The organism is Rahnella perminowiae, assembly GCF_019049695.1.
Lineage (GTDB): Bacteria > Pseudomonadota > Gammaproteobacteria > Enterobacterales > Enterobacteriaceae > Rahnella > Rahnella perminowiae.
In genome coordinates this window covers 343,761-359,075 of the sequence record NZ_JAFMOT010000187.1, presented here as the reverse complement: position 1 = coordinate 359,075, position 15,315 = coordinate 343,761, and the positions used below count along the sequence as shown (strand labels likewise).

5 protein-coding genes are annotated in these 15,315 nt (G+C 56.3%); 4 read left to right on the top strand and 1 reads right to left on the bottom strand.

All coding sequences use genetic code 11. From position 1 onward, the window contains the following. Positions 1 to 13: 13 nt before the first annotated feature. Positions 14 to 844 (bottom strand): NAD(+) synthase, encoded by an 831-nt coding sequence (gene nadE / locus J1781_RS23210; protein ID WP_129990805.1) that lies wholly within the window; start codon positions 842 to 844, stop codon positions 14 to 16. Positions 845 to 1,311: 467 nt separating this feature from the next. Between nadE and J1781_RS23205 the strand changes: the two genes are divergently transcribed. From J1781_RS23205 to J1781_RS23190, 4 genes are all read left to right on the top strand, one after another. Next, positions 1,312 to 2,076, top strand: coding sequence for a DUF481 domain-containing protein (locus J1781_RS23205; RefSeq protein WP_129951128.1), 765 nt, complete (start codon positions 1,312 to 1,314; stop codon positions 2,074 to 2,076). A gap of 417 nt (positions 2,077 to 2,493) precedes the next feature. Continuing rightward, a complete protein-coding gene (locus J1781_RS23200; RefSeq protein WP_238483085.1) occupies positions 2,494 to 4,218 on the top strand; it encodes a ShlB/FhaC/HecB family hemolysin secretion/activation protein in 1,725 nt (574 codons plus the stop codon). A gap of 36 nt (positions 4,219 to 4,254) precedes the next feature. Then, positions 4,255 to 14,670: a hemagglutinin repeat-containing protein gene (locus tag J1781_RS23195; protein WP_238483602.1), complete on the top strand. Its 10,416-nt coding sequence runs from the start codon at positions 4,255 to 4,257 to the stop codon at positions 14,668 to 14,670. Beyond that, a complete protein-coding gene (locus J1781_RS23190) occupies positions 14,667 to 15,104 on the top strand; it encodes a PM0498 family protein (RefSeq protein WP_015697206.1) in 438 nt (145 codons plus the stop codon). The genes J1781_RS23195 and J1781_RS23190 overlap by 4 nt, the downstream gene beginning before the upstream one ends. The last annotated feature ends 211 nt before the right edge of the window (positions 15,105 to 15,315 follow it).

Here is a 15,315-nt window from a genome sequence, read left to right as displayed (position 1 = left end):
CATGACGGAAGGCTTATTTTTTCTTCCAGAAATCATCAAATACGGTTACCGGCAGCTGACGTTTATGCTCAGTGCGCAGGTACCAGCCCTCAATAATGGCGGCATATTTATCGTCGATTTTCTTGCCTTCCAGATAGTCGTCGATCAAATCATAGGTTACACCGAGTGCGGCTTCATCCGGCAAGGCAGGGCGGTTGTCTTCAAGATCCGCCGTCGGGGCTTTTGTATACAGATGCGCCGGGCAACCCATTTCCCTGAGCAGTGCTTTCCCCTGACGTTTATTCAGACGGAAAAGGGGATTAATATCCGTACCGCCATCGCCATATTTGGTATAGAAACCGGTTACGGCTTCGGCGGCATGATCCGTCCCGACCACCACGCCTTTTTTCATCCCGGCGATGCTGTACTGCGCTTTCATGCGCTCACGGGCTTTTTCGTTCCCTTTAATAAAATCGCTCAGTTCAATGCCAATTTCACGTAAGGTCGCTTCGCTCGCCAGGACAGCATTTTTGATATTGACGGTCAGAACCTGATCCGGCTGAATGAACGCAATGGCATCCTGACAGTCCGATTCATCCGCCTGCACGCCATACGGCAAGCGTACGGCAATGAACTGGTAGTCGCCATCATGGGTTTGTGCACGTAATTCATTAATTGCTGTTTGGCAAAGTTTGCCGGTAAGAGTAGAATCTTGCCCGCCGCTGATACCCAGAACCAGTGTCTTGATGAACGGGTGGGCCAGCAGGTAACTTTTGAGAAAATCAACGCTGACACGAACTTCCTGTGCGGCATCGATGTGGGGTTTAACGTGCAGAGCCTGAATAATCTCTTGTTGTAAAGCCATGACTACTCCTCCTGAAGGCTGCCTTCGAGGAACCCGAGGCAAAAATAAGACGTTATCAGGGTAAAACTACCCCGCATTACTCAAAAGGACAAGATTCAGCGACGAGTTAGGCGGAAATCTGTACGCTGCCGGCTCGCAATATTTCGAACCAAAGCGGCAGGAAGAAGTAAAGTGTGGCGCGTAATAAATCATTTTCGCCCCTCATTGGAATAAAAAATCAATGAACAGGATTGTAATGATTTTGTATGTTTCTATTGCCGGAAATATATGTCACTCGGAACTATCCAAAAAAGCCGCTTTATTAAGATATCCTGGGCTGAGTGCGTTATATTTGTTGCGGTAGAAATATTTGTATGCATATGCCATCGAAATGGAGTTGCCAGGCTTGATTAACGGATCCTAATTTATGGCATAAATCGTGTGGTTCCAGTGTCGTTATTTGCCTTAAGTCCTATTGGGGAAACAAAATGTTTTTTCGGGTTGTTCGTCGTTTACCAGCTTGTGCCGTAGTCTGCGGTGCAGCGCTGTTCAGTATTTCAAGCCTTGCAGACACCACCATTTTCACCGCGTTAGATGACCCTGCTCAGGCGAAAAAGCCGTTCGAGGGCAATGTTCAGGCGGGTTACAGTGCGCAAACCGGTAACACCAGCAACTCCACGCTGAATGCTGATACCACCATGACCTGGTTTGATACCAACACGGCATACAGCCTGTGGGGTTCTGCGCGTAATACCTCTTCTTCCGGTGTGCGTTCCTCCGAGAAGTATCAGGCCGGTGGCCGTACACGTTATAACCTTGACAACGCGAACTATGTGTTCGGTCAGGGCAGTTGGCTGAGTGACCGTTATAACGGTTACCGTTCACGTACTGTGGGTGCCGTCGGTTATGGACGTCAGATCTGGAGCGGTCCGGTTCATACACTGAATCTGGAAGCCGGTCCGGGTGTACGTCATGATGAATTCGAACAGGGCGGTAACACCACCCGTGCGCTGGCTTATGCCTCAGGCACTTACGGTTATCAGATCAGCGATACTGCGCGCTTCACGCAGGGTGTGTCTGTATTAGCGAACGACGAAACGACGCTGAACTCAGAAACCGCGCTGACCGTTGCGATCAACTCCCACTTCTCGTTGAAAGTGGCGTATGACGTCACCTATAACACCAAGCCACCAGCCAGCGCGCCGGATAAAACCGATACCGTGACGTCTGTAAACCTGGTGTACGGTCTGTAACTTCCTTTCGGGACGTTATGCCAAAAAGTCAGAGGAGAAATCCTCTGGCTTTTTTTATGGCTTATTTTGCCAGAATATTAAACTGGATTTTAAATAAGCGGAGGGCTGTTAAACGAAACGTCTGACTTTCATTGTCTGAATTCTGTTTTTTTAAGCATACGAAAATACCTGGAAAAAACCGGTAACCCTGCAGGCAGCCTAAACGGAATGAATACCCCTACAAATCATAATTTCTTATGATTCAATTTTTTTCTCTTGTAGAATTTTTTACGGAAATTTAAAAAAAATGCCTAAAGTAAATTTTATCCCTGCCGATAGGAGGTGAATGTTTAATCTTAGATCAATGCCATAGCCATTTCTGATGCTGTGTTTTTGAGGCATACAGCAAAGTGGTGCAGGCCCGAGAAAACAGCGGATATGGAAATCATAAGCACTGTTACACCATTAGCCCGCACTGTTTCAGCGTACGTGCGTCTTGCCCAGCGATGGCGCGTTTCCTGTCTGCTGGTGCTACCGGTGATATTTTCCCTCACCGCGCAGGCCGCGCCGCTCAGCCCCGCCGACCGCGACAGTATCGAACAACAGCAGCGGCAACTTCTGCAGCAGAACCAGCAACAGCGTCAGGAACTGGAGCGCAGCACGTCAGTCGCCCCCGCACCGCAAACCCCAGCGCAACCCGGCGGTCCGTGCTTTGATATTCACGACATTACCCTCAGCGGCGCAGACCATATGCCCGCGCGCATCCGGCAAAAACTCACTCAACCCTATCTGCAACAGTGCCTCGGCATTAGCCAGATTAATGCCCTGGTGAAACAGGTCTCCGACTGGTATATCGGCCAGGGTTACATCACCAGCCGCGCGTTTCTCACCGAACAGGATTTGTCTTCCGGCACGCTCAGCCTGACAGTGATGGAAGGCAAGCTGGAAGCCATCAAAATGGAAAACCAGCGCGGCGCAATGCTGGCGATGGCGTTTCCGGGGCTGACCGGCAATATCCTTAACCTGCGTGATATCGAACAGGGGATGGAGCAGATTAACCGGCTGCGCAAAACGCCGGTGCAGATTGAAATCCAGCCCGGCAGCCAGCCGGGATACTCCATCGTCAACCTCACCTCAGAGCCTGAGTTTCCCCTGCAGGCCAGCGCTGGTTTTGACAACTCAGGGCAGAAAAGCACCGGCACCGGACAGGTCAGCGGCTCGCTGACGGGCAATAACCTGCTCGGGCTGGCGGACCAGTGGTTTGTCAGTGCGTCACGCAGCAGCGACGGCGCAAGCGACCACGACGCGAAAAGCGTGCAGGCGGGTGTTAATCTGCCTTACGGCTACTGGCTGTTCGATTACAACTACAGCTACAGCGACTACCTGAGCACCATTGAATCGCAGGGCTATCTCTGGCGCTCCACCGGCGACAGCCAGGCGCACCGCTTCACCCTTTCCCGCGTACTGTTTCGCAACGGCGACATGAAAACCGCCGCCAGCCTCGGGCTGACGCACCGCCTCAACCGAAATTATCTCAACGACGCCCCGCTGGAAAGCAGCACCCGCAGCCTGACCAGCTGGACCGCAGGGATTAATCACAGCCAGAAACTCTGGGGCGGATACGCCACGCTCAACCCGGCGTTCAGCCGTGGCGTGCCGTGGTTTGGCGGCGAAAGCGATGAAGATAAAAATCCGGATGCCCCGCGCGCGGAGTTCTCTAAATGGACGCTGTCCACCAGCTATTACCGGCCTGTCACCCAACGCATTACCTGGCTGACCAGCGCCTACGGCCAGTGGGGCGATGACCGTCTTTACGGCAGCGAACGCCTGACGATTGGCGGTGAAAGCTCGGTGCGGGGGTTCAAAGAGCAATACCTCTCCGGCGACAACGGCGGCTACTGGCGCAACGAGCTGGATACCCAACTGTTCGCGCTGCCGGTGCTCGGCCAGATCAGCGCCGTGACCGCGCTTGACGGCGGCTACCTGCAACGCAGCAATCATGACACCAATGCGTCCGGCACCTTATGGGGCGGGGCGGTGGGTTTATCGAGCAGTAACGCACATTTCTCCAGCCAGTTTACCGTCGGCTGGCCGCTGAGCTATCCGGACTCACTGGCACCGGATCGCGTCACGGTCTACTACCGCATCGGCTTTGCACTTTAGCGTTGTACCTCTGCATAAGAGAGAAGGAATTCGGCGATGAAATCGATTACAGAGCAACCGGTCGCGTTATGGCGTAAAGCACTGGCATACGGGCTGATGGGCTGGCTGGTCTGGCAACCGGTGATGCCCGCATTTGCGGCCGGTATCACGGTAGCCGAAGGCAACACCCGCACCGATCAGGCGGGTAACGGCGTGCCGGTGGTGAACATCGCCACCCCGAATCAGTCCGGGATTTCGCATAACAAATACAACGATTTCAACGTCGGCCAGCAGGGCCTCATCCTCAATAATGCCACCGGTAAACTGACCCAGACTCAGCTGGGCGGGCTGATCCAGAACAACCCCAATCTTACGGCAGGTCAGGAAGCGAAGGGCATCATTAACGAAGTGGTGTCAGCGAACCCTTCGCAACTTAACGGCTACATTGAAGTCGCGGGAAAAGCGGCGAACGTCATGGTCGCCAACCCCTATGGCATCACCTGTAACGGCTGCGGCTTCCTCAATACCCCGAACGCCACGCTGACCACCGGCCGGCCGGTGCTGAACGCGGACGGTTCGCTGCAGTCCCTCGACGTCACGCAGGGTGCGATCACCGTTGAAGGTCAGGGCCTGGACGCCCGCAAGAGCGATTCTTTTTCACTGATTTCCCGCGCCGCGCAGATTAACGCCGGGCTGTACGCCAGAGACCTGAACGTCACCCTGGGTGCCAACCGTGTCGATGCGCAGGGCAATGCCACGCCGATATCCGGCGCAGGCGTACCGGCGGTGGCGATTGACACCGGCGCACTCGGCGGCATGTACGCCAACCGCATTCATCTGGTCTCCAGCGACAAGGGCGTCGGGGTCAACCTCGGCAACCTGAACGCCTCGGTCGGCGATATGCAGATTGATGCCAGCGGCAGGCTGACGCTGAGTAATGCGACCGCCACCGGCAAGCTGACGGCGAATGCGCAGGCCATCGCGCTTAACGGTACCCAGCAGTCGGGCGGCGATATGGCGCTGACATCGGCGGGTGACCTCACCAGCAACGGCACACTGGCGGCGGGCGGTAACGCACAATTGCGGGCACAAACGCTGACCAACGGCGGGCTGATCCAGGCGCAGGGCGCACAGACCGTCAGTGCGTCGGCCCTGAACAACAGCGGCAAAATGCAGTCCGGCGGCGCGCAAAACATCACCGCTAATACCCTCAGCAATCAGGGGCTGATCGGTTCGCAGCAGGGGTTGGGGTTGCAGGTTGCTGACCAGATGACCGTGGGTGAACAAGGCTCGCTGTTTGCCGGTGACCGGCTGAACATCGGCGGCGGTCAGATGAACGTCGACGGCACGCTGACCGGCAAAAATGGCCTGACGCTCAACAGCACTTCCCTGAACGCCGGGCAAAACTCGCTGATCACCAGCCTCGGCGATATTCAGTTTATTGCCGCGCAGCAGACGCTGGGCGGCCAGTTGTCGACCTCCGGTAACGTGGGCCTGAACGCTAAGGATCTGTCCGTCGGGGCGCAGGGGTCCGTTCACAGCGATAAAGATTTATCCCTGACGGCAACCGGCAGCGCCACGCTGGCCGGTGCGCTCGACGGCAACACGCTGGAAGCCGGTGGCGGTACATTGCAGGTGACCGGCAGCGGTTCGCTGGCCTCCACGGGAGATATGCAGTTATCCGCCCGCCAGCAGCAGCTCGATGGCACCACCAGCGCGGGCAATACTCTTTCGATTAACGCTGACCAGCTTAATGCCGCACAGGGTGGTAAAACCTCGGCGCAAAATGACGTGCAGGCCACGGTTGCCAGCGGCGGGCAGTGGTCCGGCAGCCTGATTGCCGGGCGTGATCTGAACTTTACCGCACACGATTTCAGCAACGGCGGCACGCTGGCCGCCAACCGCAACGGTCAGTTCAGCTTCGGCACCCTGACCAATAACGGCCTGCTGCAGTCCCTCGGCACGCAGCAGCTTGACGGCGACACCTTCAATAACAACGGCACGGCGCAGTCCGGCGGTGACCAGACGCTGACCCTGAATCAGCTCAACAATCAGGGGCTGACCGGCACCCGCGGCGACATCATACTGAACGCGCGGGATGGCGTGACCAACGGTGATGCGGCAACCTTACTGGCCGGCGGTCAGCTGACACTCAACACCGCTCAGGCGGATCTGGGCGGCACGCTGACCGGCACGCAGGGGGCAACGCTTAACGCCACCGCGCTGACCACCCGCGCCGGATCGGTACAGTCCAGCCAGGGCGATGTGAACCTCAGTGCGGATACCGCGAACTTAAAGGGTTTTCTCTCCGCCGACGGCAACGCGGCGCTGACCGCGCAACAGCTCACTACCGGCAACGGCTCGCAGACGCAGGGTAAAAACGCGCTGGGGATCAGTGCGTCTGAAAAAGCCGATCTGGCCGGGAAACTGGTGACACCGGGCACGCTGACAGTTCAGGCCGGTACGCTGACCAACGGCGCGGCGCTGGGCGCGGACAATGTGGATATCACCGCCACCTCGCTGACCAACAACGGTGCCATCACCGCCGACGACGGCCTGCATGTGAAAGCCGGTACCTTGCAGCAGCAAGGCAGCCTGTCTGCGCAGAGCCAGATGACGCTGGAAGGCCAGACGCTGGTCAATCAGGGCAACGTGTCGGGTGATGACGTCGTCGTGAATGCTACCGGCAGCCTGACCAATCAGGGCACCGGTGTGATATCGGCGGGCAACGGCCTGACCGTGACGGCACCGGTTGTGACCAACAACGGCCAGCTTCTGGCACAAACGGTCGGCGTGAATGCCACAGGTATCAGTAATAACGGGCTGATGCAGGGCAACGGCGGTACCACGCTCACCGCCAGTACGTTAACCAACGGTACGCAGGGGCAGGTATTGTCCGGCGGCACGCTGGGTGTGCAGGCAGGCGATACGCAAAATCAGGGCAGGCTACAGGGCCGCCAGCTTACCCTGACCGGCAACAGCCTGACCAATGGCGGCACGGCATTAGGCACGAATGGCCTGAACGCACAGATGCAGGGGGATCTCACCAACAGCGGCAGCCTGCTCTCATCCGGTGATGTCACGGTGAACGCCGCCACGCTGGAAAACAGTGGCCAGTTGCTCAGCGATAAAACCGCCACGGTGACGGCTGACCATCTGACCAATCAGGGGCAAATCCAGGGCGACACGCTGGCACTTACGGCGAACAACGCGGACAACAGCGGCAACCTGATTGGCCTGAAGGGCCTGACGGCGCAGTTGCAGCAGGATTTAACCAACGCCACGTCCGGCAAGATGCTGACGCAGGGCGCGCTCACCGTCACCGCCACGCACGTCACCAACAACGGCAGCTGGCAGGCCGACAGCGCCGATGTACACGCCGGGCAGTTAGATCTTAACGGCGCTATCCAGACCGCTTCGCGCGCGAACCTCAACCTGACCGGTGCGCTCAATACGCAGGCGCAGGGCAAAATTATCTCAACCGGTCTGGCTATTTTGCAGGCGGCGAACCTGAATAATCAGGGGAACTGGTCGGCGGATAATCTGACCCTGACCGGCGGTGCGCTGACCAGCAGCGGCGGTATCAGCGGTGTCAGCGCGTTTGCGGCCACGCTCAGCGGGCAACTTCAGGTTCAGCAGGGCGGCACATTACTCAGCGGCGGCACCGCCACGCTGAACGCCGGGAATATTGCTAACAGCGGCACTCTTCAGGCCGGTAATCTTGTGCTGACCACCAACAGTATTAGCAACGCCGGGCAGTTACAGGGCCAGCAAAGCCTGCAGGGCACGGTACAAAACGGCATCACCAACCTGAGCGGCGGCACCGTGCGCAGTCAGGGCACGTTAGATTTGGGCGCGCAGTCGCTGCTCAATCAGGGCCAGATGCAGGGCGACGGCGTCACTCATCTGACCCTTTCCAATAATCTCAATAATCAGGGCACCTTACTGACCGGCGGCAGGCTGACAGTGTCTGCACCGGTGCTGACCAACAGCGGCACGCTGCAGGCGCAGGGCCTGACCCTGACCGGCGGCACGCTCAACAACAGCGGTACGCTGACCGGACAGGGCGACAGCGCGCTGAACGTCACGCAGATGACCAATCAGGGCCAGCTTCAGGGCGACCGGCTGACGCTGACCGGTAACGAACTGCATAACACCGGCACGGTATTGGGCAGCCAGTCGCTGGGGCTTAACGTTCAGAACGCCGACAACCAGGCGGGCGGCAGACTTTACAGCGCAGGCAACCTGACGCTGGTGACGCCGGTACTGAATCAGGCGGGCAGCCTGCTGGCGCTGGGGGATATGACGCTGCAACTCGGTTCGGGCTTTACCCAGACCGGCACGCTGGCAGCGGGGCAGAACCTCAATCTCAGCACGCAGGGCGACCTGAACGTGCTCGGCACCCTGCAGGGCAACGGCATCCAGCTCAGCTCGGCCGGCAACTTTACCAACAGCGGTCAGTTGCGCGGCGGCGGCGGTACGGTGGGCGTGGACGCCAGCAACATCCAGCTCAACGGCAGCGGCAGCGTGCAGTCCGGCGGGGATATCCGCCTGGCCAGCCGTGGCGTGCTTAACAACAGCGGCTTTGTCGGCGGGGCGGGCAACGTGGTGATGTCCGCTGGTGGCCAACTGACGAACAGCGCGCTGCTGTACGCCGGTAACAACATGCAGTTGCTGGCCGACAGTATTCACAATAACTACGGCGATATTCTGGCGGGCAACAGCCTGTGGCTGCAGCGGGACGCGGCGGGCAACGCCAACAGCGAAGTGGTCAACACGTCGGGGGATATCGAAACCACCAACGGCGATATCACCATCAATACCGGCCATCTGCTGAATCAGCGGGACGGGTTGAGTACGTCGAGTTCTTATCAGGCGGCGAATAGCCCGGCATCTCTGGGGCAGGCCACGATGAGCATTCAGCTCGGCTTGTTAGATGATGATGAAATTGGGGTTTATACCGGAACGGGCTGGCGTCACACCGGTGGGAGCAATGGCAAAGGAGACGGCGCTGAAGAAGAATATACTTTTGTTGGTTTAGCGCCTACGAAAGCTGCCTCTGACAGAAAATTTCTTGTAGGTACTTCCACTGTAACCGCCATTGCCAGCGGCGGGGCGGGCCGCATTGCCGCAAACCGCAATTTAACGATATCTGGCGACACGTTAGATAATATTGCCAGTACTGTTCTTGCCGGAAGCAACATAACGCTTTCCGGCACCAACCTGAACAACCAGTCCTATGAAAACAGCATTGAGAATGAGTACCTGACCTATCAGTACAGTGGCACAACAGGGGTGCAACCGGCCGATGCCACCGTTATCCCTGATATCCGGAAAGGGAAAAGAAGGGGGGTAGACTACAGGACGGATTTAGGGGATAAGTTTACCTACACATTAACCGGTGGACCCGCTTACGAAACCCTCAGCACCGGCGAAGGCCTCCGCTCAGTTATTCAGGCCGGTGGGGCGGTTAACGCCAGTTTCAGCAATAACATCAGCAATACCACGACCTCGGCTAACGCAGGCGGTTTATCCCATGCGATAAGCGCCCCGTCTCTTAACGGCACGTCGGGCCTGCAACCGGTCAGCGGTTCGCAAAGCAAACAACTGGCATCCGCTCAAAACCTGACCGTCGGCTCGGTACAGTGGAACAATTCCGTCACCGATGCTTTAAAGCAGATTGGCAATCAGGGCGCTGCACTGACGGATTACCCGCTGCCGACCGGCAATAACGGTTTGTTTGTGGCGAGTCAGGATCCTTCCAGCCCGTATTTGATCACCACCAACCCGCAACTGGGCAGTCTGGGGAAAACTGATCCTTCGCTGTTTAATGCGCTTAATGATTATCTCGCGCACCCGACGTCCGGCACGCTGACGCCTGCGGTTCAGCCGGGCACGCCGTCCAGCCCGCGCATTGAAACGGCACCGGTCTATACCGACGAGAGCAAATTCCTCGGCTCGGCCTACTTTATGGACCGGCTGAAGCTGACGCCGGACTATGACTATAAGTTCCTCGGCGATGCCGCCTTCGATACCCGTTATGTCGATAACGCCGTGCTCAGTCAGACCGGGCAGCGCTACGTCGGCGGCACGGGGTCAGACCTCGCGCAGATGCAGTATCTGATTGATAACGCCGCCGAACAGCAGGCCGGTCTGGGTCTGCAACTTGGCGTTAGCCTGTCGCCGGAACAGGTCGCGGCCCTGACCAAAAGCATCGTCTGGTGGGAAAAAACCACCGTCAACGGCCAGACGGTGCTGGCCCCTAAACTCTATCTTTCTGCCAACGACACCCACGCGGTGACCGGCAGCGTGATTTCCGGGAACACCGTCAATCTCGACGCCGGGCATATCGTCAACGCGGGCAGTACCCTGCAGGCCGGGAGCCAACTGACAGCAAAAAGCAGCGGCGGGCTGGATAACCTCAGCGCAGGGCTGATTGCTTCTAACGGCAGCCTGCAGCTGAGCGCGCTGGGCGATATCAATAATATCGGTTCTTCGATTAGCGGACAGACCGTGGCACTGGCCTCGGTCAGCGGCGACATCAATAACGTCACGCAGGCGCAGCAGTGGACGGCCGCGCCGACCACCAGCAAAAGCAAAACGTCTCAGCTGACCTTCAGCCAGACCCAGACCGGCGACGTGGCCGGTATCTCGGCCACTGACGGACTTTCGCTCACCGCCGGTCACAACATCAACAACACCGGCGCCCGGCTCACGGCGGGCAGTGACCTGCAACTGGTGGCGCTGAACGACATCAACATCACCGGCAACGCGCTCAGCACCAGCAAAACCACGGCGAAAAGCAGTACACAGACCACCGACAGCCAGGCCAGCACGGTCAGCGCGGGCGGTAATTTATCGGCCAGCGCGGGACACGACCTGACCGTGGCGGGCAGCGCCGTGACCGCCAAAGGTGACGCCACGCTGGCGGCGGCCAACGACATCAACCTCAACACGATGGACCAGAGCAGCCATCAGACCAGCGGTAAAAATCAGACAGACAGCAACAACGCCACCCGCACGGTGGTGAGCAGCGGCGGCGACCTGACGCTCAGCGCCGGGCGCGACCTCAACTCGCAGGCCGCGCAACTGACCGCCGACCTCAACGCCTCACTCAGCGCCGGTCGCGACGTCAACCTGAACGCGCAGCAGACCAGCACCTACAGCGAAACCCACGGCAGCAAAAGCGTGAGTATCCGTGAAAATGTCGGGCAGGAAGGAACAGCGGTGGTGAGCGGCGGGAGCACCACGATTAAAGCGGGTCAGGATGTTAATGCTAACGCAGCAACTGTTACGGCGAAGCAGGACATTGCCGTCAATGCTGGCCGAGATGTCAATCTTGATACCGCCACAGAGAGCAGTTATGCCTACGATGAGAAGACCAGAACCAGGAAGCACCTTTTCTCGAAAACCACCACACACACAATCAGTGAAGACAGTTCCACTCACGAAAAAGGTTCGCTGCTAAGTGGCGATAATGTTGCCGTTACGGCGGGCAATAATTTACTGGTGAAAGGTTCTTCGGTGGTCGGCGATGGTGATGTGACGCTGAAGGCCGGGAACAATGTCGATATTGTCGCGGCTACAAACACGGATTCAAGCTGGCGGCTGAGCGAGACCAAAAAAAGTGGCCTGATGGGCACGGGTGGCCTTGGCGTGACAATTGGGTCATCACAGACACGCCATGAACTGAAAGAGCAGGGAACAACGCAAAGTCAGAGTGTGAGTACCGTGGGAAGCACCGCTGGCAATCTGAGTATCACCTCAGGGAGACAAGCGCATATTGGTGGCGCAGACCTTGTAGCGGCTAAAGATATGTCGATAACTGGCGACAGCGTCGTTATTGATCCCGGACACGATAAACGCAGCAGTGATGAAAAATTTGAACAGAAATCAACAGGACTTACGCTTGCACTTTCCGGTGCTGTTGCTGATGCGGTGAATTCTGCTATTGCTGCCACACAGAGCGCGAAGCAGGAAAGTGATGGCCGTCTGGCGGCGCTGCAGGCGACCAAAGCGGCACTTTCCGGTGCTCAGGCCATGCTCGCTAAACAGCAGGCTAACGTCAGTGCAGACCCGAATAACGGCGTAGGTATCAGCATTTCGCTGACGTCGCAGCAGTCAAAATCATCGCAACATCAGCAAAGTGATACCGTCAATGGCTCCACGCTGAATGCGGGGGACAATTTATCGATTACTGCGACAGGCAAAGGTAACGACTCACACAGTGGTGATATTGCTATTGGCGGCAGTCAGCTAAAAGCGGGTGGTAATACGTCTCTGAATGCCGCCAATGATATCTTGCTGACCGGCGCGGCAAATACCCAGGAAAGCACGGGCAAAAATAGCAGCAGCGGCGGCGGTGTTGGCCTGAGTTTCGGAGTAGGCAGCGGGAGTGCCGGACTGAGCATATTTGCCAGCGTTAATGGGGCAAAAGGCAATGATAAAGGTAATGGCACCCGTTGGTCAGAAACCACGCTCGACAGCGGTGGTAAAGTCACCCTCAACAGCGGACGTGATACCACCTTGTCAGGCGCGCAGGTGAACGGCAATAAAGTCGTGGTTGATGCTGGCCGCGACCTGACTATCACCAGTCTGCAGGACAGCGATGACTATAAATCGAAGCAAACCAGCTTCGGTGCAGGCGGCAGTTTCACCATTGGTTCCATGAGCGGTTCCGGCTACATCAACCTCAGCCAGGATAAAATGAACAGCACCTACGAGAGTGTCGTAGAGCAAAGTGGCATTTATGCTGGGCAGGATGGGTTTGATATCCATGTGGGCGATCATACCCAACTGAACGGTGGTGTGATTGCCAGTCAGGGAACGGCGGACAAAAACCTGCTGGATACCGGTACGCTCGGTTTCAGTGATATCGGCAACGAAGCAGATTATAAGGTCAGCCACAGTGGCATCAGTCTGAGCGGTGGCAATGGTGCCAGCGTGATGAGCAACGCGATGTCGAACGTGGGTAACGTTCTGGCCGGGCTGAACGGTAAAGGCCATGCGGATGGCACCACCCAGTCGGCGGTGGCAGACGGAACCATTATCGTTCGTGATACCGCTAATCAGCAGCAAAGCGTGGCCGATTTAAGCCGTGACACAGACCATGCAAATGGCAGTATCAGTCCGATTTTTGATAAAGAAAAAGAGCAGAAGCGCCTGCAGGCGAGCCAGCTGGTGGGGGAGATTGCGGGTCAGATGACCGATATCGTCAATACTTATGGCGATATCCAGGCGTTGAAGAATCTGGGCGGTGTGCCTGAAGGGATGTCTGCCAATGACAGAGAAAGTTATCTCAAAACTCTGCGAAACAGTGATGCTTATCAGGCCGAAATTAGAAATTACGGTATTGGCAGCAATAACCAGATGGTGGTACAGGCACTCAGTGGCGTATTGCAGGGGATTGTCAGCGGCAACATCAGTGGAGCAATCGCAGGGGGAATAAGCCCGCTGATTGCCCGGGAAATCAAAAGTCACACGCTGAATGAAGACGGCACGCCCAACGTTGCGGCTAATGCGATGGCCCATGCCGTCTGGGGCGCTGTAGCAGCGCAAATGTCCGGAGGCAATGCAGCAGCGGGTGCTGCCGGCGCGTTCAGTGGTGAACTTGCCGCGCGTTATATAGCGAAATATTATTACCATGCGACCACTCAGGCGGATATAGATAAACTTTCGCAGAGCGACCGGCAGGAAATCAGCTTACTGAGTACGCTGGCGGCGGGTGTTGCCGGAGCAACAGCGGGCAATAACCTGTCTTCTGCGACGACGGGGGCGCAAGCGGGGAAGAATGCGGTTGAGAATAATGCACTGGCATTAGGCAGCACCGCATCTGCACTGAATGCAGCAATCTCGGGTGCAATTGGAAATGGAAGCCAGCAACAACAGGATAATAAAGAAGATCAAGGTGCGGGATATACTTGTGAAGGTACCCGTGAACAGTGTGCGGTGCGTGACGGCACCCGTGGCCCGGGGCATACGGAGTTACCGATAGCGGATAAAGATCCGACCGGCGGTAAGCTCGAAAATCCGGCCCCGGCGGAGAGCACAGCCACCACGCTGACGACCCCGGATCAGTCGGATAAGAACGGAGCCAGTCATACCGGAAATACCGATGGCGCACCGTCTACTGCCGGAAATACCACCACGACGCCGATCCCGGATGGGCCCAATAAGGATGATTTGGCTTATTTGGCTGATGGGCATATGTTGGGGGCCAATGGAGTTCAGACGTCCAGTAAAACTATATGGAAAGGTGCCGGTAAGGAACGAATAGATGTTGAAAATCCTGCACCAGGACAAAGAGCGGGGCAACTACATTATCAAGATAATAAGGATAATAAATATCTTTATGATCCCAAGACGGATTCATTCCCCGATGCACCTAAGTCGGTAAATAATCTATTGAATGACCCATCATTTAGGAAGGCGATCAATAAAGGGTTGACTCAGTATTTAGGAGAGAAGAAATGAAGTGTAATTATTTGATGGAAAAGGAAATGAAGGTTGCAGATTGGAGGGGGTTATCTCTTCCTGATGATTTGCAGTCATGGATTAATGGCGGTTTTTTAGAAGATAACGGCTGTGTTTTTTTACGCTCTCTATACAAAAATTACCAAGGGTTAGATAATTTCCCTGATAGGACAGGGGTTGAATGTTTTGTAAACTCTTTTCATATTGATGATTATGTATCCGAACGGTATCTGGATTACTCATTTTTATTTTGTGAGCAAATATTAGCTTGCTGGAAAAAATACAATCAGTCCCAGAAATTAAATGTGATTATTTCTCATGATGAATTTGGTGCAGTGGTTAAGTTTCATGTGAAGCGTCAGAACGAAAATTGGTTAAGTAGTAATCTTGAAGGATATAAGGAAGCAGTTTTAGAAACCAGTGAACCTATTTAACGTTAAAAACGTCCTAGCCCTCGCGCCGGGAACGTTATTTTTACCGGTCAGACTCTCCGTGCTGCCTTCATCCCATTGCTCTTGTTCGTGATCTTTGGCGGTGGTCTGGAAATGCTTCAGCAACCGGACAGGAAATCTTTTGTGGCCACCGCCAGTTGGCCATGCCCCGACACCCTAGCGTTAAAATAAAAAACTCCCGGCGCTGGCCGGG

Bases quoted from the DNA above. Each gene is read 5' to 3' on its own strand.
- nadE (WP_129990805.1), bottom strand. From the start codon at position 844: ATGGCTTTACAACAAGAGATTATTCAGGCTCTGCACGTTAAACCCCAC.
- J1781_RS23205 (WP_129951128.1), top strand. From the start codon at position 1,312: ATGTTTTTTCGGGTTGTTCGTCGTTTACCAGCTTGTGCCGTAGTCTGC.
- J1781_RS23200 (WP_238483085.1), top strand. From the start codon at position 2,494: ATGGAAATCATAAGCACTGTTACACCATTAGCCCGCACTGTTTCAGCG.
- J1781_RS23195 (WP_238483602.1), top strand. From the start codon at position 4,255: ATGAAATCGATTACAGAGCAACCGGTCGCGTTATGGCGTAAAGCACTG.
- J1781_RS23190 (WP_015697206.1), top strand. From the start codon at position 14,667: ATGAAGTGTAATTATTTGATGGAAAAGGAAATGAAGGTTGCAGATTGG.